This window comes from Acinetobacter sp. WCHAc060006 (assembly GCF_004209135.1).
Classification (GTDB): domain Bacteria; phylum Pseudomonadota; class Gammaproteobacteria; order Pseudomonadales; family Moraxellaceae; genus Acinetobacter; species Acinetobacter cumulans.
In genome coordinates, this window is sequence record NZ_SGSS01000008.1 from 64741 (window position 1) to 87533 (window position 22793).

Below are 22793 nucleotides of genomic sequence, written 5' to 3' on the forward strand. Positions count from 1 at the left end.
CATAAGCCAACGAAAAATTAACGGTTCTGCCAAATGCTCATTGCACCCTTACGCGTCGCAACAAATAATTGATTGTCGATTACGCGTAAAGTACGGACATCACCGCTGGTTTTTGCACGGCCAATAATATTTCCTGTGCTCGGATCAATCAAGTGTAATACACCATCCAAATCACCCACCACAAGGTTTTGACCTAACATTACAGGGTTACTGAGTTTACGATTCAACAGCTGATCGTTTTCCCAAAGTTTATGACCTGTGGTAATTTCATAAGCCGTGATTTTGCCATCATTTTGCGCCACAAACACACCGTTACCTGAAACTTCTGGGCGCTGCGTACTGCTCGCATCTTCACTCCAAATCACTTGTTGGCTCACCATATCCATCACAGTCACTTGACCTTGATAGCTGGTTGTTACCAAAAATTGACCTGCAACTGTCGGCTCACCATCAATATCAACTAAACGCTGAATATCCGAACGGCCTTCCGTTACTGCCATACGACGTTGTAAACGCGGTGCGCCACTTAAAGCATCAATAGCATAAATATAAGCATTTGCTGAGGCAATCAATACATTTCGAGCATCCAGCGCGACAGGTGCTGCTTGGCCACGCAAACTAAACTGTACGTTTGGTAAGCTGTATGTCCACGCTTGTTTACCTGTATCAAGCTCATGCGCATAAACCGTACCATCGTTGGCTACGGTAATTACACGACCCGCATGAATCAACGACGGCGCAAGAATTGCACCAGACAATTGTGCTGTCCACTTTTGTTCGCCTGTCGCTTGATCCAAAGCAAACAATTGACCTTTCTGGTTACCCACAACAACAAGACCTTCGGCTGCTTCTACACCAGAACTCAAACCTTGTTTGCTGACATTTTTCTGCCAAAGACGTTGTTTACCTTGATAAGCCTCAACTTCGCCCTTTGGATTAATGACATACACTACACTGTTGTTTGAATCCAAACGTAAACGTAATGGGTCTGCTTCGCTGGTCGATGCAACACTGGTAGAAAATACAGAGCTCAGTGTTTGTGGATTGACTAATTTTGGTAAAGGATTTGGCTTTGGCTCTTCTACCTTTGGACCTTTACTTGCACATCCGGTTAGTGCAAGTGTTAAAACTGTCAATGCACACGCAAATTTGTATTTTCTATTCATTCAGCTTCTTCCACATGTGTATCTAATATCGGGCGTTCAATTTCTGGATCATCAACTAAAACGCCTACACTTTCGAGTTTAATTTGTAAAATTTGGCGTTCTTCTTTACGTTCTACCAACGCATCCCATGCACTTTGATATACTTTTTTAGCATTTTCAATATCATTTTTTGCAACATACACATCACCACGCGCTTCATCAGCTGTTGCTTTAAAGGCAGGATCAGTCACAGCTACTAAGGTTTTTAAGGCCTCATCATATTTCTTCTGTGCCAATTGTGCATAAGCCAAACGTAATTTCACGACTTGTACTAAGCCTTGATCATCTACTTTTGAGTTTTCAACTTTTTTCAATGCTTTTTCAGCACTTGCATAGTCTGACTTATCATAAGCCAATTTCGCCATCAGCAATTGTGCTTGAATTGCCTGAGCTGAGTCAGGTGCATCTTTTACAATTTTATCTGCAGATGTCGACAGTTGAGTAAATGCATCACCCTGTGCAGACTGCGCATCACCAATCAATTGTTGCACTCTGGCTGTTTCCACTTGGGACTCAGCCAGATTTTTCTTCTGCCAATATTCCCAACCGAAAAAGGCAATCAACGCAATTAAAATCCCGCTAATAATGGCAGAACCATACTTCTTAGAGAATGATTTCAAGTTATCAAGCTGTTCATCATCACTTAATGCGCTCATGTGATTCCCTTTTCCTTATCTGTTATGGCTTATTTTGAAGAAATTTGTTCGATAATAAATGGCACAATGGCTGAAACAGCAACTTCTGTTTGTGTCGCTGTTGCAAGCTCTTTCACCAATAATTGCTGAGCATCCCACTCTCGTTCACCCAGAATCACAGCGAAAATTGCACCCGATTGATCGGCTTTTTTCATTTGTGATTTCATTGAACCCTGTGAGCCTACTTTGAAGCGAATCGCCGATGTCGCAGCATCTAATTGGTCACGAATTTGCTCTGCAAGCACCAATGCTTTAGATTGATATGCAGGTTCAGAAACCAAAAATACTTCACAATCACGGACTGGTGTATTGTCTTCAACTTGTTCAAGAAGAAGCAATAAGCGCTCCATACCCATTGCAAAACCGACTGCTGGTACAGATTGATCTGGCTTGCCTTTCAACTGCCCAACTAGACCATCATAACGACCGCCTGCACACACTGTACCCTGTGAACCCAAATGCGTTGTAGTCCATTCAAATACAGTTTTGTTGTAGTAGTCTAAACCACGCACCAATTTTTGGTTAATCACAAAGCTTATACCAGCATCTGTTAAATACTGCTGTAACTGTGCAAAATGAGCCAAAGTTTCTTCACCCATAAAGTCATGAAGTTTTGGTGCATTTTCAAGAATGCTTTGTGTTTTTGCATCTTTAGAATCTAAAATACGAAGCGGATTGGTAGTCAAACGACGCTGTGAATCTTCATCTAAATCTGCTTTGTGTGCTTGAAGAAATTCAACTAAGGCTGCACGGTAGTTTGCACGTTCATCAGACTCACCCAAAGTGTTGAGTTCAAGTTGAACTTTATCTGCAACACCCATACGCTTCCAAAGACGCGCTGTCATAAGAATCAATTCAGCATCTTGATCTGGCGTTGAAACACCAAAAGTTTCTACACCAAATTGGTGGAATTGACGATAGCGACCTTTTTGTGGTTTTTCATAACGAAACATCGGGCCGACATACCACACTTTTGGCGTCGCACCACGCAAAAGGTTATGTTCTAGCATTGCACGCACACAACCTGCAGTCCCTTCAGGGCGCAAGGTTAAAGACTCAGGTGGCTGACCTTTGTCTAAAAAAGTGTACATTTCTTTTTCAACAATATCTGTTGCATCGCCAATTGAACGCTTAAACAAATTGGTTTGCTCAACGATAGGCAAACGAATTTGTTGATAACCGTATGCATCCATTAATGATGCTAAATGCTGTTCTAAACGTCTCCACGCAGGAGTTTGCGTTGGGAGAATATCGTTAAAACCTTTAATTGCTACAATTGAACTCATGACCTACTCAGAACTGGTGCGAATGATTTCTTTAGATTTCGCTTCTTCAAGCGCTAAAACACGTTGACGAACCATCGCTTCAATTTCGTCAACCAATTGATTGGTGTCGATTAAATGACTCTTTTCGCCATTACGATACACCAGTGAACGCGGACTTGCACCCACCACGCCAATATCAGCTTCTTTAGCTTCACCAGGGCCATTAACTTTACAGCCAATCACCGAGACATCCATTGGCGTACGTACATCTTCAAGGCGTTCTTCTAAAGCCTGCATCACAGAAATGACATTAAACTCCTGACGCGAACAACTCGGGCACGCAATAAAGTTAATGCCATTTGAACGCAAGCCCAGTGATTTTAAAATATCAAAACCAATTTTTACTTCTTCTTCAGGCTCGGCTGCCAATGAAATACGCATCGTGTCACCGATGCCTTCCATAAGTAAACCGCCCAATGCAATCGCTGACTTGACTGAACCTGTGCGGTAAATTCCCGCCTCAGTCACACCCAAATGAAGTGGATTATCAATTTGTTGTGATAACAAACGATAAGCATCCATAGTTAAAAATACATTCGATGCTTTGACCGACACTTTAAATTCATGAAAATTTAAGCGGTCTAAAATATCAATATGGCGCATTGCAGATTCAAGCAAAGCTTGGCCTGTAGGCTCACCATATTTTTTTTGAATATCTTTTTCGAGTGAACCTGCATTCACCCCAATACGCATAGAAATATCGTGATGACGTGCTGCGGCCACCACTTCACGGATTTTTGCTTCCGAGCCAATATTACCCGGATTAATACGGAGGCAATCTGCGCCAAAGTCGGCAACTGCCAGGGCAATTTTATAGTCAAAGTGAATATCGGCAACCAATGGCACATTCACTTGCTTACGAATTTCACCAAAAGCTGCTGCCGCTTCCATGCTCGGCACAGAAACACGCATGATATCTGCACCCGCATCTACACAGCGCTGAATTTGTGCAACTGTTGCATCTACATCACAGGTTTCAGTATTGGTCATGCTTTGAATACTGATTGGTGCGTCACCACCTACATACACCGAACCGACACGAATTTTACGAGTTGGGCGGCGCTTAATCGGATTTTCAATCATTGTTCGAATCTGCTCTGTTATGCCTTAACGAGATAAACGGAAGTCTGCTCGACCATTTACGGTATACGGCGACAATGAAATATTTTCATTATTGAGGCTTAGTGTCACGGCTTCTGCATCATCTAAACGAATTTGGAATGGTGATTCACCATGTAAAGTTAATGTCGTAGCTTGGCGACCCGTCGCCAGCACTTTACCCGTCGCATCAACAATATTCACTGAGGTTGGGCGACTAAAATTCAATTCTAATTGCTCGCCAGATACAGCCGATGAACCATCCATATTAATGACTTCTACGTCAGAAGTTTTAACTGGCGCACCTTCATTATCAGAAGATGTAGATGACATATTTTGTACAGCCATCACGATTGCCGCCAACACCACCAATACCACAATAGCCAACGCACCACGTTTCAACCACTTGCGATTACGATCGCGGTTAGAACCTGGCAATTTGCCCATAATTTTAATTGGAGAGTTATTTAAAGCATGATTTGGCAAGAGGCCCGTATCATTGGCATAAATTTCATCAAAACGCTGAATGATATTGGTCGCATCAACTTTTAAAAATTTTGCGTAGGTACGGTAATAACCTTTAATAAAGGTTGCTTCAGGTAATGACTTATAGTCATCCTGCTCCAATGCCATCAATGTCTTTACAGGAATGTTTAACTCCTGCGCAACTTCATCTAAATCACGTTTTTGCGTGACACGAATCTGGCGTAGGTACTCACCTGGACGCTGAACATTTCCTAACGCATTTGGGGCTGCGCTCGAGTTATTCGATTGCGGTGAATTAGGATTTACTTCCATACGGCCTCAGTACTGTACTGTAATTGCAAATAACGTTGGTATTCTGGACTTTCCGGGAATAAAGCACGTAGCTGGTTCACTAAAACCTGCTGACCAATGTTGTCTTTATTCGCACGCGCGGTACGAATACCAATCCAAAGCGCACGTGCACTTTGGTTGTTCTGACCTACTGTACGCACAAATTGTTCATACATTTGTGTCGCATCAGCAGTCTGCTGGTTCAAATAAAAAATTTCTGCCAACTCTAACATCGAAACATAAGAATCACGATTAGCTTGCAAGGCTTGCTTGAATGTTTTTTCAGCACTCGCAACATTACCTAATTTAAGGTAAATACGCCCTGCATTTTCCAGCGCTCTTGCACGCTGATCATACCCCAATGTAGAACCGGCGATATTCAACTGTTCAAGCGCATCATTATAGCGTTCAAGTTGATATAAATACGTACCATAGTTGTTACGTACTTGCGCATTTTTAGGCTCAGATGATATGGCGCGTTTAAAATAACCATCCGCTTTTTGAATATTGGCTTTACTTCCTTCTTGCTGTAAAAGCACACCCATCATCATATTTGCTTGTGCATCACGGCTATTTGCTTCTAAGGCTTGGTCAAGCTCACGTTTTGCCGAGTCGAGATCGCCATTCTTAATATATTCAGCAGCCATTTGAGTTCTTACTTTTGCTGCTTTTTCAGGGTCCTTTTTGACTACCCCGCCACTTGCACTATGAATACCCGTAGTTTGACACCCTACCATTGCACTCAACGCAATACATAGTGATGAAATTAAAGCAATTTTATAAGTCGACTTTCTCAATTGGCTGCCTCTTTGTTATCCTTGCGAGCGCAGAATCTCATTCTTTGCCGCAACTTTCTTTTTCCATTGCTCCGCACGACGAGTACGGTCCGCAACTTGCCCCACAAGTTGTCCACACGCAGCATCAATATCATCACCACGTGTCTGACGAATCGTACACACAAATCCAGCATCAGACAAAGTTTTTTGGAAAGAAATAATGCGGTTACGACTTGAGCGACCATACGGCGCATGCGGGAACGGGTTAAAAGGAATTAAATTAATTTTACTCGGCAGGTTTTTGAGTAATTTAATCATTTGTTGCGCATGCTCTGGATGGTCATTTACACCATCCAACATGACATATTCAATCGTCACATGTTTACGTGAACTTTCATTGCCATCTTTAGCAATATAACGCTGACATGCTGCAATCAATTGTTCTAGTGGATATTTTTTATTGATTGGCACCAATTCGTTACGAAGCTCATCGTTTGGTGCATGTAATGAAATCGCCAATGCGACATCAATATCTTTCACCATCTGATCGATTTTAGGCACAACACCCGAAGTTGATAAAGTCACGCGACGCTTTGACATGCCATAAGCAAAGTCATCCAACATGGTACGCATAGAATTCAGCACTGCATCGTAGTTAAGGAGTGGTTCGCCCATCCCCATCATTACGACGTTGGTCACCGAACGCTCACGCTCAAGAACAGGCACATCTTCCATATAAGAATAGTTTGCCATCCATAGCTGACCAATGATTTCAGCCTGATTTAAATCACGCTGGAAGCCTTGTTTACCTGTAGAACAGAATGAGCAATCTAGTGCACAGCCGACTTGTGAAGAAATACACAATGTACGGCGTAAACCACTACGGTGTTCAGCAGGAATGAGAACAGTTTCAACTAAAGAACCTGCACCCTCACCCACGCGGAATACCCACTTACGGGTACCATCTTTAGAATAGTTTTTATGCACCACTTCTGGCGCTTTAATTTCAGCAATTTTTTCTAGTTTTTCACGCAATTTGCCTGAAATATTGGTCATTTCAGCAAAATCAGTCACAAAAAATTGGTGCATCCACTTCATCACCTGCCCAGCACGGAACTTCTTCTCCCCCATATCTTCGAAGAATTTTTCCATTTGTGGACGTGACATGCCAAGTAGATTCACTTTTTCCACAGACTTTTGCTGCGTTGGAGCGGATGGAGATTGTTGCTGTGCATCAGAAACAGCTGATGTAGCGACTACTTCAGTACTCATGTGTAATTACCTAAACCATGTCTAAAGATGAAAGGAGAAGCTCAATAAGTGAGCAAAGGATTATTCAGGGAATAAAAAAACCAGATAAGTATAATAACACTTATCTGGTTTGAATACTTCGAATTAACGAGTACGTGGAGCAATCTCAGTTTGAGCGAAGAAGTAGTTAACTTCACGATCAGCAGATGCTACAGAGTCAGAACCGTGAGCAGCGTTTTCGTCGATGCTTACAGCGAAGTCAGCGCGGATTGTACCTGGAGCAGCTTCTTTAGGGTTAGTCGCGCCAAGGATTTCGCGGTGAGCAAGAACTGCGTTTTCGCCTTCAAGAACAGAAACAACAACTGGACCAGAAGTCATGAATGCAACTAGGTCAGCAAAGAAACCACGTTCTTTGTGCTCAGCGTAGAAGCCTTCAGCTTCAGCTTGAGTCAAGTGTTTCATTTTAGTTGCAACGATTTGAAGACCAGCTTTCTCGAAACGAGCAAAGATGTCACCGATGTTGTTTTTAGCAACTGCGTCTGGTTTAACGATAGATAAAGTACGTTCGATAGCCATGGTAGGCTCCTTAAGTCATAATGTTGACAGGAAAATTTGGCGCATTATACCGAATAATGCGCTGTTTTCTGCTTTTGAGATGTAAAAAAATTGCTTTTTTCGACGCAGTGTTAACTTGCTTCGTCTATCCAAGCCATTTGAATCGCTTCCAGTAAACCTTCAGTCGATTTTTCTGGGTTATCTGCAAAGTCTGGCAAAGCGCACACCCATGCATGTAAATCAGTAAAGCGAATCCATTGTGGATCCACATCTGGATGAGCTTCATAAAGCTCAATTGCGATATCAATCGTATCTGTCCAGCGTAAGCCCATGTGCGCCATCCTAACATCCAATAAACGATGCTGTACTTTAGCAAATTTCTAAATTGCTGCCTAAATTTTCAATCAATAAAGCCTCATTTTTTATTGTCATGGCAGATTTTAATGCCCCCACACCACAACATTGGCTTAAAGCATAATATGTAAAACGGGTGCACATAAAATAATGGCTATCGCCACCACAGCACCAATCAATGCCCCAATGACCACATCGCTAGGATAGTGCAGCCCTAAAACCATACGCGACAAAGCCACCAATACGGTAAAAGGCAACATCAAGATGAGTAAAATCGGCTGTACCCACCCCAATACAGTCGTCACCATCACCGCATGTAGGGTATGCCCTGAGGGAAAGCTAAAGTGGTCTAAAGGGCGCTCGCCCAATCGAATCACTTGATGCACTTGATAAGGCCTTGGCCGTACGGTTTTTTGTTTGAGCAACTTATATATACCAGTTCCCAGCAAACCACTCAGTGCAATGTACAGCAATTGAAATGCATACATCAGTCCTTGTAGCATCCACACAGCCATCAACATGAGATACCAAAAAACTCCATCGCCCAAGCGACTAATCATTTTAAAAAAGTACGCGATTCGCTCTGAGTGAGAAAACGTATTGAGATAAATACAGCCTTTTAAATCGAGATCAAGCATTCTTATTTTTGCATTTTTGAATTTCATGGCTCTCTCCTCAGGTGGTCAATAACCTTCCTGTTATCGCTTCATAAAGCAGGATTAGCTTGGTGCAATACTTCGCCTAGCAACACTATATAAAGCCTGCTCAAATTGTTGTACAGGATGCTTCCATCCAACATGTTGCACATCTGCTTGTGCTTGTATACCCATGGTTTTTAATACTTCTCGTGCAGGTAGCTTCTTAATCAATTCGCTAAATTGGGTAAGTTGCCCCAACCCCGCTAACCAGCCCGTATGCCCAATTTGCACATATTGCTGCGCACATGCATTGTCATAAGCCACGATGGGCAATCCGCTGGCCATCGCCTCTAACACTACATTACCAAAGGTTTCAACTTGACTTGGAAAGACAAAAACATCAGCACTGGCATATACTTCTGACAATGCAATACCACTCAAGCTTCCCATAAAAATAATACGATGCCCCTGTGCTAAACGTTGTAGCTTTTCGCGCTCAGGACCATCTCCCACAATAACCAAACACTGCGTTGCTGTTTGTTTGGTTTGCTGGGTAATAAAAGTCTCAATCAGTACATGCAATTCTTTTTCTGGCGATAAGCGCCCGACATAAAGCAATACTGTAGTCTGCTCATTGACTTGCCACTGCTGACGCAAACCAGTCGAAGCATATTTAGGGTGAAAAACATCGACATCTACGCCTCTTCCCACCACAACCTTGGGACAAGTCACGCCTAAGGATTGTAGCGACTTTGCCGTTCCCTGACTGGGTACACAGGTCAATTGCGTACTGTTATGAAACCAACAGAGATAACGTTGTATTGGCTTAAGCAAAAAGGCCAAATCAAAGAACCGACTAAAATCTTGAAATGCAGAATGAAAGCCACTTGAGATTGGAATTTTCTTATTTTTAGCCGCTTGCAATGCCGCCAAACCCAGTGGACCTTCTGTCACAATATGTACAACGTCAGGTTCAAAACTTTCAATACTACTGGAAACTTTTAAATATTGTGGCCAGCCAAACTTTAATCCCGGATAACGCGGGATGGACTGCGCCAACACCAAACACTCCTGATAAGGCTTAAAGCTCAAACATTTACTTTTTTGTTGTGGGCGTATTAATAAAATTTTATGGCCTAACGCTTGTAAACCTTTACACAATTGAAGCAATGACAGTGCCACACCATTAATTTCGGGTGGCCATGTTTCAGTTACAATGGCAATTTTCAAACGAGGTCTTACCAAATCATTCAGCTCACGTCTATCCGCTTTGAGATGATTTGAATTCTTATTTTTAAAATAAAAGCGTAGGTTTTCTGGAAATTGCTGTTGCTTGAGCAGGCTTGTCGCTGTTTGATCTGACATAGGCCACCTATTTATCTTTTTTGTTTTAGCCTACTGCCCTTTCTTTGCATTTTAATGTGGATTTAATGACACTTTTTTGACAATACATCAGCCTTTTATCCTCAGAGTTTTTTACGCACTGTAATGCGTGTACAACCTGGCGTCGATTCAACCTCAAGCGTCGCATTGATTTTAATCAATCTAGTACTCATGCTTCGTAAGCCAACACTCAAGCCCGATTCTTTCACTGCCGTGGTATCAAAGCCAACGCCATTATCCTGCACAAAAGCAATCAGCTCTTGATTATGAAAGCGCATGCTTACATCCACCCGATCTGCATAACTATGTTTCAGCGCATTCGTCAGACACTCCTCCAAAACCCGTTGTAGTGCAATACAATCTGCTGGAGTAATTGCACCTTGCCAATGATCTGGAAATTCCCAACAGACAATTACACCCAGTTCATCAAACAACTGATTAAAACGGTGACGTGTCGGCGCAACCCACAACGTTGGTGTTTCAGGAACAGAAGTATTTAGGCTTGATCCACTATCAATCACAAGTCTAAGGTCATCACGCAAATGCTTAAGTACAGATAAAAACTGATGGTTATTCAAATTTTCACGGGTATGTTCAATCGAGGCCATAGAACGCACCAATGAACTTCCCAATCCATCATGTAGATCATGTGCTAATTGAATTCGTTCCTGCAATTTAGCATTTTTCAGCTCCAGCTGGTGACTGTGGTTCAAACTATCCTCTAGCTCTGTGCGTACCTGCTTCACCTTTAGGGCGAGACGTGTATTAAATCTCTCTACACCATTCATACTACGGGTTAAACGTAGGGCAAAAATACACGCTAAAATCACTGCAGTAAAAGGTGATGCATAAACAATTAATAAATTTCCCTCATGTAGGTAAATACTCAAACCATCATGCAACGACAAGGGCAAGTACACACAAAACATCACCAATGCTAAACAATAAGCTTCAGGCTGTTTAGAACGATATGCAACAACAGGATAAACAATACAGTTAAGCAAATAGATGCCAACTGCCACAACAAAACTCACTTTCAATAAAAAATCGAGATATTGAACAGGCATAAATAAAGTGAGCGATAAAAAAACTATAGCCAACCAAAGCAATGTACGCTCTAAGCAAGGCGCCCTGAAGTTGGCAAAACGCCAACTATATAAACAGGTAAAGCAAACAAATACTAAAAAAATTAAACTTTGAATGCGCGCAAAGTCCAATGTTTTCAGTGCAAATAATGGCTCTGTAATGAGCTTCATCCCAATATATAGTACCCAAAGCAAGGTTGCTAAAGCATAGTATCCAAATGCACTTTCCTTGCGCCTAAACAACCAAACAAAAGCAGCAATTAATCCAAGTGCAACCTCCAGACAGAGTGTGTAGGTCAACAAGTCTCGCATTTCAAGCCAATAATGTTCGTGCTTTGCCATGACGGACTCATAGTCCCCCAAATGAACAAAGCCAATTCCTGGATTGAGCTCAGAAACACCTTCCACACGTATATAAACTGTATTTTCACCTGGCTTTAAAATACCGACGGGCAACATCCAGCGTCTAGGGATGTTCAAGTTACGAGATAAAGGTTCTTCAAGTGATTTGTTTTGCCATAGAAAGTGGTCATTAATGTAGACCTGCCCAGCCATATTAATAAAACTGACTGACAGCATCATGGGCTGATTTTGTTTTTCGTCACAATGAAATTGCCAAGTCAGCTTATACCAAACTGTACCGCTAAATTTTGGCCAACGGTCATTCCAATAATCTGGCGTACTTGAAATTGTTTGCCACTGTGATATTTGTGGCCGACCTTTAGCATTTGGACCAATTCCTTTTGCACTTTGAATCTGCTTAAGTTGTGCATGGCATTTGGTGGCCTGTTGATATGCTTGTACTTCAGTCGTCATGAAAATCGACCACAGTAAAAAACAAAGACTCAGTAATATTTTAATTAAGCTTCGCCCTTTCACATTAACAATACGAGTGAAATTTAGGCAAAAAATACAAGTTGTATAATGGCAAAACGCCAAAAGCGTCACCTTATTTTTTAAAATTATAAAGTCGCTCAATCATACTTAGATTTACACAAACAATACAATAAAATTATAATAATATTCATTATCATCTTTATTTGATTTTTATATAAGACCGATCGGAATTCCCTTTCCTATTTATTTATCATCCTTTACCTGAATTATTGCATCAAATACATCAAGCCATTTTTTACCTGATATAACTGTCCTTCACCAAAATCTATTTGTTGCTGATCGCCACGCAAACGTGGAAAACCAATCAATGCATCCAACTGCGCTGAACGCTGAAATTGATGTGTTTTAGGATTGAACATCCAATAAATAAATCGCTTATCTTCTATTTTTTTACCATTGGACACATCTGAAAGCACCACATCATAGTAGCCATCAAAATTTATATCCATATAGCCAATGCTATTGGCAAAGGCTGTAAAACCCGTCAGGCTTTGTAAGACTTTATTGCTCTTTTTATCAATCACATCAACTCGGGTTAAAGCTTTTCCAGATGGGTATTGCGGATCATCTACACCATAAAACTTAAATACCACCACTGGCTTATCAGGTGCTTTAAAAGCGGGCTCAAAACTAAGTGATGTTGCACCTACTGGCGTATTCCAACTGGCTTGCATAATGCCCGTGTTTGCATTTAATTCGCCACTTAAGGTTTCATTATTAGGCGTGGCCATACCTTCCGCGCGCTCAGCGAGTAAATTAATTTGATCTGCTTTTTGCGTGCCTTTGAGTGCGTACGCTGTAGAATTTGACTCGTCATATAAGGTGCCGTGTGGATTCCAAATACCCGCATACAAATCTAAAAAATACTGATTGTCTGTTGAACGTAGCATTCGAAGCATCGACACTCGGACATTATTTAAAGGCTTAAGCTGTTCACTGCTTATTCCTGATGATTCAGGTTCAGCAAAAGAAAGACTAGGGAGAAATAAGGCAATGATACAAAGCAAAATTTTATTGTTCATTGTGAAGCCACACCCAAACAAGGAATGAATAATGTGGAATTTATCACACTTTAAAACACTAAAATGTATAGTCTTTGCTTAACCATTCGATAAGCTAAATACTGGTTAAAGTGCAAACCATTGTTTTCTCACAGCACATAAATTAATCTAAAAGCCAATCAAATAAAAAATATAACTTGAATGAATTTTAAGTCCGCCCCTGAACGTGAAATTTTAAGCTTTCAGCCACACCTGCTTAAGCTCACAGAAACAGACAGCCACCATCAGACGTGGCAACTCCCTCCGGAACTTCAAGAAAAAACGGGATTGAATGAAATTTACATCCATGAAAAATGGGCTGAATTTAATCATAGTTTAAAAATTGGACAATCTTATCCCGTCAGCATTTATCAAGGTAAGTTTCAAGATTATTGGATTGAAGCAAAAACCTTTCAACAACTAGGGCCGATACAGGAGTCACAACCATAATGACACCTGTACATACAATTCGGCATACTGTTTGCACCAACAAAGAAGACCAAGAGCTGCTTAAATATCAGCTATTAAATCAAGCTAAACGCGATTATAAATTATCAAAAATCAATAGATTTTTACTTCATAAAAATATGCATCCAATATTGATTTTAGTTCTTGTTTTTCTAGTTGGATATGGCAAAGATCAAATCTTATTTGGAGTTTTAATTCAACCTTACTATTACGTATTTTTTGCACTCGCTCTGCTGCATCCAATTTATGAAGCATGGATGGATCGTAAGATCAAACGGAAAATTAAACGCGAAATCGATCAATCTGCTTATTTTTCTACAACAGGCACAATCAAAAAAATAATCTCGCATCACCCCAAAGACAATCTGATTGAGTTTGAAATTAAATATCTCCATCCAAAATTTCAAACTATCACACGTGTTTTTAAGCATTTCTACCAAGCTGATATTTATAATCCAAACGATTTTAAGAATCGTGAAAGTTACATTCTTTCCTTAATCAATCAGCCTATCACACTGTATTTATCTGCTGAATCAGAAACATTAATTCAGTTGTATTTACTCAATTCAACAGAATCAGCTGTATATTTTAAGAAAGGCAAATTTTTTCAAAATCGCGCTCGATGGTGGTTCTTCCATCATGGCCCACTGCTTAGCCCAATTTGTTTACATCCTGATGATCTGAGAAAAATTTACTTATACTATTCAGAACAGGATCAACATTGGCATTACAGCTTTCACGGTGAAGCCTTTGAAAATATCACCCTGCATTCTCAGATTATCAATCTTGGTGATTTTGAACTTGCGCTCTCACAAACTTTGCCTTCTTTCAATCATGTGCAGTATCAGACGATTAAAGCTAACCACCCCGAACATCCTCAATTAATTTGGGAGAATAAAAACCCGCTGAGCCATGCCGAAAAGAGAGCTTTACACAATAAACTTGCCGTCAAATTAAGCCTCTATGCGACTGTACTGAGTGTATTGGCCATTACGGTCTTATACTCAACACTGTTCAAAGTAATTGATGACATTATTCTGAATATTTTGCTCGGCTTGCTCAGCACTGCAGTCATAGCCATTAGCTTCATCTATTTATTTTATGCGCTATGCCAGCATAGACATTATCTGGCAGCAGATCAGCAAGTGGCGCTGTTTCAAATTCAACCGCGTAGAAAAGAAAACCTGATGTAAGAAAGAAATTCATCATTTTGTGCAGCTATTTTTATCAAATCACATTAAAAGACCCACTCAAAATGAGCGGGTTTTTATATTCAAATCAATTGATTCAAGAAATTAGTTTTTCTCTTTATCAACAATTTTGTCCGCCTGAATCCACGGTACGTAAAGCAAGGAAAGCACTGCTTTACTTGCTTTAGAGGCACGTAACCTTCGCCTTCAAGCATTTAAAAAGCCCCTGTTAAAAACAGAGGCTTTTTGACTGACTTAGAAATTAGAACTTAGTTCTTTTCTTTGTCTACGATTTTGTTCGCTTGAATCCAAGGCACGCAAAAATAGAAAAGTATGCTTTTCTATTTTTAAGGCACGTAACTTTAGACATTAAAAAACCCACTCAAAATGAGCGGGTTTTTATATTCAAATCAATTGATTCGAGAAATTAGTTTTTCTCTTTATCAACGATTTTGTTTGCTTGAATCCAAGGCACGAAAATGATGTAAGCATCGCTTACATCATTTGAGGCACGTAACTTTGATACTATATTCAATAAGGCATAAAAAAAGCCCCTGTTAAAAACAGAGGCTTTTTGACTTAGAAATTAGAACTTAGTTCTTTTCTTTGTCTACAATTTTGTTCGCTTGAATCCAAGGTACGTAAAGCAAGGAAAGCACTGCTTTACTTGCTTTGGAGGCACGCAACCTTCGCCTTCAACCATTTAAAAAGCCCCTGTTAAAACAGGGGCTTTTTTGACTCAGAAATTAGAACTTAGTTCTTTTCTTTGTCTACGATTTTGTTCGCTTGAATCCAAGGCATCATCGCACGTAACTTGTTACCAGTTACTTCAATACCGTGAGCAGCGTTTTGACGACGGCGAGCAGTCATTGAAGGGTAGTTTAAAGCACCTTCGTTGATGAACATTTTCGCGTATTCGCCAGATTGAATGCGTTTAAGTGCATTGCGCATAGCTTCACGAGACTGTTCGTTAATCACTTCAGTACCAGTTACATATTCGCCGTATTCAGCGTTGTTAGATACTGAGTAGTTCATGTCCGCGATACCGCCTTCGAACATTAAGTCAACGATCAATTTAAGTTCGTGTAGACATTCGAAGTAAGCCATTTCTGGAGCATAACCAGCTTCAACTAGAGTTTCGAAGCCCATTTTAACTAATTCTACTGCACCGCCACAAAGAACTGCTTGCTCACCGAAAAGGTCAGTTTCAGTTTCTTCACGGAATGAAGTTTCGATGATACCTGTACGGCCGCCACCTACGCCTGAAGCGTAAGAAAGAGCAAGGTTACGAGCGTTGCCAGAAGCATCTTGGTGAATCGCGATAAGATCTGGAACACCTGAACCGCGTTGGTATTCAGAACGTACTGTGTGACCAGGCGCTTTAGGCGCAACCATGATTACGTCAAGGTCAGCACGTGGAACAACTTGGTTATAAAGAACAGAGAAACCATGAGCAAATGCTAAAGTAGCACCTTGCTTGATGTTTGGTTCAATTACGTCACGGTAAAGCTGAGATTGGAACTCATCTGGAGTCAAAATCATTACTACGTCAGCTTGTGCTACAGCAGCAGGAACTTCAGCAACTTTAAGACCAGAATTTTCAGCCTTTTTCCAAGAAGTAGAACCAGCACGTAAACCTACAGTTACGTCAACGCCAGAATCTTTAAGGTTAAGCGCGTGAGCATGGCCTTGTGAACCATAACCAATGATCGCTACTTTCTTAGATTGGATGATAGATAAGTCGCAGTCTTTATCGTAAAAAATTTGCATTGCTGTCTCCGCTAAAATGCTTTTTGTTTCCTTAACTCAACACATTGATGTTTTTTGATCTTCGCCGTGCTGAGCGCCTGCCCTTTCAGGCAGGCATGTATGTTTAAAAAATTAGATTGTTAAAACTTTTTCGCCGCGCGCGATGCCCGAAACACCTGAGCGTACAACTTCAAGAATGGTATTTTCAGCCAAAGCATCAATAAAACCGTCAATCTTTTCAGTTGTACCCGCGATTTGAATCGTATACGTCGTTGGTGTTACATCAACTACTTGGGCACGGAAAATATCTGCTGTGCGTTTGATTTCAGCACGTGCTGAACCTAGCGCTTTTACTTTAATCAGCATCAATTCACGCTCAATGTGCGCACCTTCAGAAAGATCCACTACCTTTACAACTTCAACAAGTTTGTTCAACTGCTTGGTAATTTGCTCAATCTTGTGGTCATCACCATAAGTCGTCAAAGTCAGGCGTGAAAGTGTCGAATCTTCAGTTGGCGCTACGTTTAAAGTCTCAATGTTATAGTTACGTTGAGAAAATAAACCCACCAAACGTGAAAGCGCGCCTGCTTCATTTTCTACAAGTACAGAGATGATATGTCTCATGATGTGCGCTCCCCTTTGCCTAACCACATGTCTTTCATTGACTGGCCAGCAACTAACATTGGATAAACGTGCTCTGTACGATCAACCATCACGTTGATGAATACACATTTATCATTAATTGCCATTGCTTCAGCAAGCTTAGACTCAAGCTCATCCGCATGATCAATTTGAATGCCTACGTGACCGTATGCTTCCATCAATTTAGGGAAATCAGGCAATGACTCTACATAAGAGCTCGAATGACGGCCTTCGTAGTTCATATCCTGCCATTGTTTAACCATACCTAGCGCACGGTTGTTCAAGCATAGAATTTTTACATTTAAGCCATATTGCTTACATGTAGAAAGTTCTTGGATACACATCTGAATGGATGCTTCACCTGTAATACAAACAACTTGTTGATCTGGGAATGCAAGCTTAGCAGCCATTGCATACGGCAAGCCCACACCCATGGTGCCTAAGCCACCAGAGTTAATCCATTGGCGTGGACGCGTATATTTGTAGTACAGCGCGCCGAACATTTGGTGCTGACCTACGTCAGAAGTAATGATCGCTTGGCTATTGGTAATTTTGTCCAATGCAGCAACAACTTGTTGAGGCTTCATTGTGCCGTCAGTCGGCGCAACGATTTTTAAGCCATGCGCTTCGCGCCATGCATTGATTTGCTTCCACCAGTCCGCAATTGCTTCAGGGTTTGGCTTAGAAACATTCAGCTGTTTCAACTGCGCTAACATTTCCTGAAGTACAGGTTCAACTGCACCTACAATTGGAATGTGCGCCATAATTGTTTTTGAAATCGTCGCTGGGTCGATATCAATATGAATGACTTTGGCGTTTGGACAGAATTTAGCTGGATTGTTTGTTACGCGGTCATCAAAACGCGCGCCAATCGCTAAAATCACGTCAGCATTCGCCATCGTCATATTGGCTTCGTATGTACCATGCATACCCAGCATGCCCACAAATTGTGGATCAGTACCTGGGAATGCGCCTAAGCCCATTAAGGTATTCGTAACTGGATAACCCAATAAATGCGCAAGCTCTGTCAATAAAGCTGAAGCATTGCCCTGTACAACACCACCACCCGTATAAATAATTGGGCGTTTAGCGTTAAGAAGCTCTTCAATCGCTTTACGGATTTGACCTGAATGACCACGGTGAGGTGGCTGGTAAGAGCGCATCTTTACTTTTTCAGGATATTCGTAAGCGAACTTTTCTGCAGGATTGGTCGCATCTTTTGGAATATCGACTACTACTGGACCTGGACGACCAGATGAAGCGATATAAAATGCTTTTTTGATAATTGCCGGGATTTCGCTAGCATGACGCACTTGGAAACTATGTTTTACAATTGGACGAGAAATACCGACCATATCAGTTTCTTGGAATGCATCTTCACCAATTAAGTGACTCGCAACTTGGCCTGACAAAATCACCATTGGGATTGAGTCCATGTAGGCTGTAGCAATTGGAGTGACTGTATTGGTCGCGCCCGGACCTGATGTTACGAGAACAACACCAGTCTTACCTGTTACACGTGAGTAAGCATCTGCCATGTGGCCAGCAGCTTGTTCGTGACGTACGAGGTAATGGTTAATTCTTTCTTGTTGAAATAGCGCATCGTAAATATGCAGTACTGCGCCGCCTGGATATCCAAAAACATGTTCAACGCCTTCGTCCGCTAATGCGCGAACAAGCATTTCACCACCAGATAAAAGTTCCAACGTGATTCACCCTAATCTTTTTTCGTCGGCAAATGGGAGGCATTTGCGACGCTCATTCATTGATTGTCTGCACTGTTATAGCACACAAATTTCATAGTTTTCATAGCAATAAGAAAAAAATCTGACCTGCTTGCTGTTTGAGCAATATGGGGCCTAAAACATGTTGGGATAAACATATTTTGTTGGCTTTGTTCATCTTCTCGGCTAGAGAAGAAGTCCATTGCTAAAATGTACTTATTCGAAGGGTGATCGATCTAAGACATATAAAACTAAAGACAGCATTTTTGTGGTTTAAACCCTTAATGTCAAGTTTAAAAATTAGCTTTTTCTTGTTTATTTAGAGACCGTATATTTTTTAATCTTTGCGAAATAGCGCACAATCTCGTCCTACACTGATTTTTCGTCATAAATCCTTAAAACAAATAAAAAACTTTTATATATTGAATAAATAATTTAAATATAAAAATGATTTTTTATTTGCCTCGCCCTAAGTTCTGCTCAATTCAATCTATATGACTATTTAAATCTTGATGAATTTCCAAGCAATAACAGCCTATTTTAAAAGCATTGTATTTAATAAACACCACTCATCTGTTGTCATACAAAAAGACATAGCGTGTTCATAAAAAATGGCGCAAAATTTCCTTATAATTTTCATTATCATGATTTGTTATTGAATAAAAAAGGACATCTAATCGACATGAAAAATACCTATACAACGATTGGCTTATTTGGCCTTTCAATTGCACTAGCGAGTATCGCACCAAGCACATTTGCTCAAAATTTTTATAAATGGGTAGATGCCAAAGGTTCAACACATTATACGGCGACACCACCACCAAGTAGCGCTAAGAAGAAAAGCAAAGTAGAAACGTATGGCTGGAAAACAACACCTGCAGCTAAAGCAAACAATGCATCTGAAAATGAGCAAGTTGTTACACCTCAAACTGCCCCTGCCACAAATACATCGAATAACAATCAGCAGAACCAACCTACACCCATTCCACACTTAGGCCAATCAACCCCACCTGCTACAGCCACAGGAAATGCACGTTAAACCACTTGGCTTGCTCCATTAAAAAGCCACAGCCTTTAAGCTAAACAGTGACAACTCACTTTGGTTTATAGGAATCGGTGGCTTTTTCCTATTTTAAAGCATCGCCAAATTCACTTTTAGGTATGTTTTGCGCTATGCTGTGTCACAAACTTTTTAACCATTGTTCCTATATACGTATATGACTACTCACATCGACCCTGAATATCAAGCGAGCGCGATTGAACCTCAAGTTCAACAAGCTTGGGAAACCAATAAAGCATTTAAAGTTGCCGACCAAGTAGAAGGCCCACGTCGTTATATCCTCTCGATGTTCCCTTATCCAAGTGGCAAGCTTCACATGGGTCATGTGCGTAACTATACGATTGGTGACGTAATCAGCCGTTTCCACCGTCTCAAAGGTGAAACTGTACTTCAGCCTATGGGTTGGGATGCTTTCGGCCTGCCAGCAGAAAACGCAGCGATTGCCCACCAAGTTGCCCCTGCAAAGTGGACTTTCGAAAACATTGACTACATGCGCAACCAGCTGAAAAAACTGGGCTTGTCTGTAGATTGGGACCGCGAGTTTGCAACCTGCACACCTGAATACTACCGTTGGGAACAATGGTTATTCGTACAGCTTTATAAGAAAGGCCTAATTTACCGTAAGCTTTCTACAGTAAACTGGGACCCAGTAGACCAAACTGTTTTAGCGAACGAGCAAGTTGAAAATGGTCGTGGTTGGCGTTCGGGTGCATTGGTTGAAAAACGTGATATTCCAATGTACTACTTCCGCATTACTGACTATGCGCAAGAATTATTGGATGATCTAGACACATTAAAAGACGGCTGGCCACAGCAAGTTCTTACGATGCAACGTAACTGGATTGGCCGTTCGCAAGGTATGGAAATTACCTTCCCTTCTGCAAATCCAGCAGTTTATGCAGACAGCCTCACTGTTTATACCACACGTGCAGATACACTAATGGGTGTAACCTATGTTGCAGTTGCTGCAGAACACCCAATGGCGTTAAAAGCTGCTGAAACAAACCCAGAATTGGCTGCATTTATTGAAGAATGTCGCATGGGTTCTGTTGCAGAAGCAGACCTTGCTCAAGCTGAAAAGAAAGGCATGGCAACAGGTCTTTCTGTAAAACACCCAGTAACTGGTGAAGAAGTTCCTGTTTGGATCGCAAACTACGTATTGATGTCTTATGGTTCAGGTGCGGTGATGGCGGTTCCATCACACGATGAGCGCGACTTCGAATTTGCTAACAAATATGGCTTAACCATCAAACAAGTGATTGATGCCAAAGGCGCTGATGATGCTGACTTTGATGCAACAACTTGGCAAGAATGGTACGGCTCTAAAGAAGGTAAACTAGTCAATTCAGGCGAATTTGACGGTTTAGATTTCCAAGGTGCATTTGATGCATTCCTTGCAAAATTAGAACCTGCTGAACTTGCAAACTCTAAAGTTCAATTCCGTTTACGCGACTGGGGTGTTTCTCGTCAGCGTTATTGGGGTTGTCCAATTCCAATGATTAACTGTAATACCTGTGGTCAAGTGCCAGTACCAGAAGAGCAACTGCCTGTTGTACTTCCAACTGACGTGGTTCCAGATGGTTCAGGCAACCCATTGAACAAAATGCCTGAATTCTATGAAACGACTTGCCCATGCTGTGGTGGCGACGCACGTCGTGAAACAGATACCTTGGATACATTCGTAGAATCTTCTTGGTACTACGCACGTTATGCATCTCCAGACTTCACTGATGGCATGGTAAAACCTGAAGCGGGACAAACTTGGCTTCCTGTAAACCAATATATTGGTGGTGTTGAGCACGCGATTCTACATTTACTTTATGCACGCTTCTTCCACAAATTGATGCGTGATGAAGGCGTGGTACAAGGTAATGAACCATTCACTAACTTATTAACACAAGGCATGGTGCTTGCAGACACTTACTACCGTGAAGCTGAGTCAGGCAAGAAAACATGGTTTAACCCTGCCGATATCGAACTTGAAAAAGACGAAAAAGGTCGTATCACTTCTGCGAAATACAAAGAAGATGGTCAAGACGTGATCGTTGGCGGTCAAGAGAAAATGTCGAAATCGAAAAATAACGGTATCGACCCGCAAGCCATTATTGACCAATACGGCGCAGATACTGCACGTGTATTCATGATGTTTGCTGCACCACCAGATCAATCACTTGAATGGTCAGATGCAGGTGTTGAAGGTGCGAACCGTTTCTTGAAACGTGTTTGGCGTTTAACCACAGGTTTCCTTGAAAAAGGCAATGCAACAACTGCAATTGATAAGGCAAACTTATCAAAAGATGCACAAGACCTACGTCGAAAAACGCATGAAACCATCCAAAAAGTGGGGGATGACATCGAGCGCCGTCATGCATTTAACACTGCTATTGCAGCGATGATGGAATTGCTGAATGCAAACAACAAGTTTGAAGCAAAAGATGATAACGATGTTGCGGTTGCCCGTGAATCTATCATCGCATTATTAACGTTGCTTGCACCGTTTGCACCACACTTAAGCCAAACATTATTGGCTGAGTTTGGCATTGAATTGACCGCTACTGCATTCCCTAGCGTTGACGAATCTGCGTTAACACGCAACACACAAACAATTGTAGTTCAAATTAACGGCAAACTTCGCGCTAAGTTAGAAGTTGCAGTTGATGCGTCTAAAGATGATATTTTGGCGATGGCAAAAGCACTTCCAGAAGTTCAACAATACTTAACGAGCCCAACTAAGAAAGAAATTGTTGTGCCGAATAAGTTGGTAAACTTGGTGGTTTAACAGCCTTTAAGCCTCCCTTTACAAAGGGAGGTTTGGTGGGATTTCGTCAAAAATAATCTCCCC

20 protein-coding genes are annotated in these 22793 nt (G+C 41.3%); 4 read left to right on the forward strand and 16 right to left on the reverse strand.

From position 1 onward, the window contains the following. Positions 1-17: 17 nt before the first annotated feature. The 13 genes from bamB to EXE29_RS06765 form a co-directional block, all read right to left on the reverse strand. On the reverse strand, positions 18-1166 hold the full coding sequence (gene bamB, locus EXE29_RS06705; protein WP_120364261.1) for an outer membrane protein assembly factor BamB: 1149 nt from the start codon (positions 1164-1166) through the stop codon (positions 18-20). Beyond that, positions 1163-1861, reverse strand: a complete 699-nt coding sequence (locus EXE29_RS06710) for a YfgM family protein (RefSeq protein WP_106986099.1) — start codon at positions 1859-1861, stop codon at positions 1163-1165. The genes bamB and EXE29_RS06710 overlap by 4 nt, the downstream gene beginning before the upstream one ends. Positions 1862-1890: 29 nt before the next feature. Continuing rightward, positions 1891-3186 carry a histidine--tRNA ligase gene (hisS, locus tag EXE29_RS06715; RefSeq protein ID WP_106986098.1) on the reverse strand — a complete coding sequence of 432 codons (1296 nt, stop codon included), beginning with the start codon at positions 3184-3186 and terminating at the stop codon, positions 1891-1893. 3 nt (positions 3187-3189) lie between these two features. Next, positions 3190-4308 (reverse strand): flavodoxin-dependent (E)-4-hydroxy-3-methylbut-2-enyl-diphosphate synthase, encoded by a 1119-nt coding sequence (gene ispG, locus EXE29_RS06720; RefSeq protein WP_106986097.1) that lies wholly within the window; start codon positions 4306-4308, stop codon positions 3190-3192. Positions 4309-4332: 24 nt separating this feature from the next. Beyond that, positions 4333-5121: a helix-turn-helix domain-containing protein gene (locus EXE29_RS06725; protein WP_120364260.1), complete on the reverse strand. Its 789-nt coding sequence runs from the start codon at positions 5119-5121 to the stop codon at positions 4333-4335. Next, the gene (pilW, locus tag EXE29_RS06730; protein WP_120364259.1) at positions 5112-5936 is read right to left on the reverse strand and encodes a type IV pilus biogenesis/stability protein PilW; all 825 of its coding nucleotides are present in this window, start codon (positions 5934-5936) and stop codon (positions 5112-5114) included. The genes EXE29_RS06725 and pilW overlap by 10 nt, the downstream gene beginning before the upstream one ends. 15 nt (positions 5937-5951) lie before the next feature. After that, the gene (gene rlmN, locus EXE29_RS06735; protein WP_117007872.1) at positions 5952-7187 is read right to left on the reverse strand and encodes a dual-specificity RNA methyltransferase RlmN; all 1236 of its coding nucleotides are present in this window, start codon (positions 7185-7187) and stop codon (positions 5952-5954) included. 123 nt (positions 7188-7310) lie between these two features. Next, complete coding sequence (ndk, locus tag EXE29_RS06740; protein WP_106986093.1) at positions 7311-7742, reverse strand: nucleoside-diphosphate kinase; 432 nt, start codon at positions 7740-7742, stop codon at positions 7311-7313. A gap of 110 nt (positions 7743-7852) precedes the next feature. After that, positions 7853-8053, reverse strand: a complete 201-nt coding sequence (gene iscX / locus EXE29_RS06745; protein ID WP_106986114.1) for a Fe-S cluster assembly protein IscX — start codon at positions 8051-8053, stop codon at positions 7853-7855. Positions 8054-8188: 135 nt separating this feature from the next. Continuing rightward, entirely contained in the window at positions 8189-8740 is a 552-nt protein-coding gene (locus EXE29_RS06750) for a phosphatase PAP2 family protein (RefSeq protein WP_106986092.1), read from the reverse strand. Between the two features lie 54 nt (positions 8741-8794). After that, positions 8795-10078, reverse strand: coding sequence for a glycosyltransferase family 4 protein (locus tag EXE29_RS06755; RefSeq protein WP_120364258.1), 1284 nt, complete (start codon positions 10076-10078; stop codon positions 8795-8797). A gap of 101 nt (positions 10079-10179) precedes the next feature. Then, positions 10180-11997 carry a sensor histidine kinase gene (locus EXE29_RS06760; protein ID WP_120364257.1) on the reverse strand — a complete coding sequence of 606 codons (1818 nt, stop codon included), beginning with the start codon at positions 11995-11997 and terminating at the stop codon, positions 10180-10182. A gap of 287 nt (positions 11998-12284) precedes the next feature. Next, complete coding sequence (locus tag EXE29_RS06765; RefSeq protein WP_120364256.1) at positions 12285-13100, reverse strand: XAC2610-related protein; 816 nt, start codon at positions 13098-13100, stop codon at positions 12285-12287. Between the two features lie 180 nt (positions 13101-13280). On the opposite strand from EXE29_RS06765, the gene EXE29_RS06770 reads away from it, so the two are divergent. After that, a complete protein-coding gene (locus EXE29_RS06770; RefSeq protein ID WP_106986087.1) occupies positions 13281-13568 on the forward strand; it encodes a hypothetical protein in 288 nt (95 codons plus the stop codon). Further along, positions 13568-14779 (forward strand): hypothetical protein, encoded by a 1212-nt coding sequence (locus EXE29_RS06775; protein WP_106986086.1) that lies wholly within the window; start codon positions 13568-13570, stop codon positions 14777-14779. Before EXE29_RS06770 ends, EXE29_RS06775 begins: the two co-directional genes overlap by 1 nt. A gap of 750 nt (positions 14780-15529) precedes the next feature. Here EXE29_RS06775 and ilvC read toward each other — a convergent pair. The 3 genes from ilvC to EXE29_RS06790 form a co-directional block, all read right to left on the reverse strand. Continuing rightward, positions 15530-16546, reverse strand: a complete 1017-nt coding sequence (ilvC, locus tag EXE29_RS06780; protein ID WP_106986085.1) for a ketol-acid reductoisomerase — start codon at positions 16544-16546, stop codon at positions 15530-15532. A gap of 111 nt (positions 16547-16657) precedes the next feature. After that, positions 16658-17149 carry an acetolactate synthase small subunit gene (gene ilvN, locus EXE29_RS06785; RefSeq protein ID WP_106986084.1) on the reverse strand — a complete coding sequence of 164 codons (492 nt, stop codon included), beginning with the start codon at positions 17147-17149 and terminating at the stop codon, positions 16658-16660. After that, the gene (locus EXE29_RS06790; RefSeq protein WP_106986083.1) at positions 17146-18873 is read right to left on the reverse strand and encodes an acetolactate synthase 3 large subunit; all 1728 of its coding nucleotides are present in this window, start codon (positions 18871-18873) and stop codon (positions 17146-17148) included. The genes ilvN and EXE29_RS06790 overlap by 4 nt, the downstream gene beginning before the upstream one ends. A 700-nt stretch (positions 18874-19573) precedes the next feature. Here EXE29_RS06790 and EXE29_RS06795 point away from each other — a divergent pair. Together EXE29_RS06795 and leuS are read left to right on the forward strand one after the other, a co-directional pair. Further along, entirely contained in the window at positions 19574-19930 is a 357-nt protein-coding gene (locus EXE29_RS06795; protein ID WP_106986082.1) for a DUF4124 domain-containing protein, read from the forward strand. 178 nt (positions 19931-20108) lie between these two features. Continuing rightward, complete coding sequence (gene leuS / locus EXE29_RS06800; RefSeq protein ID WP_106986081.1) at positions 20109-22730, forward strand: leucine--tRNA ligase; 2622 nt, start codon at positions 20109-20111, stop codon at positions 22728-22730. Positions 22731-22793 lie beyond the last annotated feature (63 nt).

Excerpts from the sequence above, each read along its gene's own strand:
- bamB (WP_120364261.1), bottom strand. The coding sequence starts at position 1,166 with ATGAATAGAAAATACAAATTTGCGTGTGCATTGACAGTTTTAACACTT.
- EXE29_RS06710 (WP_106986099.1), bottom strand. The coding sequence starts at position 1,861 with ATGAGCGCATTAAGTGATGATGAACAGCTTGATAACTTGAAATCATTC.
- hisS (WP_106986098.1), bottom strand. The coding sequence starts at position 3,186 with ATGAGTTCAATTGTAGCAATTAAAGGTTTTAACGATATTCTCCCAACG.
- ispG (WP_106986097.1), bottom strand. The coding sequence starts at position 4,308 with ATGATTGAAAATCCGATTAAGCGCCGCCCAACTCGTAAAATTCGTGTC.
- EXE29_RS06725 (WP_120364260.1), bottom strand. The coding sequence starts at position 5,121 with ATGGAAGTAAATCCTAATTCACCGCAATCGAATAACTCGAGCGCAGCC.
- rlmN (WP_117007872.1), bottom strand. The coding sequence starts at position 7,187 with ATGAGTACTGAAGTAGTCGCTACATCAGCTGTTTCTGATGCACAGCAA.
- ndk (WP_106986093.1), bottom strand. The coding sequence starts at position 7,742 with ATGGCTATCGAACGTACTTTATCTATCGTTAAACCAGACGCAGTTGCT.
- iscX (WP_106986114.1), bottom strand. The coding sequence starts at position 8,053 with ATGGGCTTACGCTGGACAGATACGATTGATATCGCAATTGAGCTTTAT.
- EXE29_RS06750 (WP_106986092.1), bottom strand. The coding sequence starts at position 8,740 with ATGAAATTCAAAAATGCAAAAATAAGAATGCTTGATCTCGATTTAAAA.
- EXE29_RS06755 (WP_120364258.1), bottom strand. The coding sequence starts at position 10,078 with ATGTCAGATCAAACAGCGACAAGCCTGCTCAAGCAACAGCAATTTCCA.
- EXE29_RS06760 (WP_120364257.1), bottom strand. The coding sequence starts at position 11,997 with ATGACGACTGAAGTACAAGCATATCAACAGGCCACCAAATGCCATGCA.
- EXE29_RS06765 (WP_120364256.1), bottom strand. The coding sequence starts at position 13,100 with ATGAACAATAAAATTTTGCTTTGTATCATTGCCTTATTTCTCCCTAGT.
- EXE29_RS06770 (WP_106986087.1), top strand. The coding sequence starts at position 13,281 with ATGAATTTTAAGTCCGCCCCTGAACGTGAAATTTTAAGCTTTCAGCCA.
- EXE29_RS06775 (WP_106986086.1), top strand. The coding sequence starts at position 13,568 with ATGACACCTGTACATACAATTCGGCATACTGTTTGCACCAACAAAGAA.
- ilvC (WP_106986085.1), bottom strand. The coding sequence starts at position 16,546 with ATGCAAATTTTTTACGATAAAGACTGCGACTTATCTATCATCCAATCT.
- ilvN (WP_106986084.1), bottom strand. The coding sequence starts at position 17,149 with ATGAGACATATCATCTCTGTACTTGTAGAAAATGAAGCAGGCGCGCTT.
- EXE29_RS06795 (WP_106986082.1), top strand. The coding sequence starts at position 19,574 with ATGAAAAATACCTATACAACGATTGGCTTATTTGGCCTTTCAATTGCA.
- leuS (WP_106986081.1), top strand. The coding sequence starts at position 20,109 with ATGACTACTCACATCGACCCTGAATATCAAGCGAGCGCGATTGAACCT.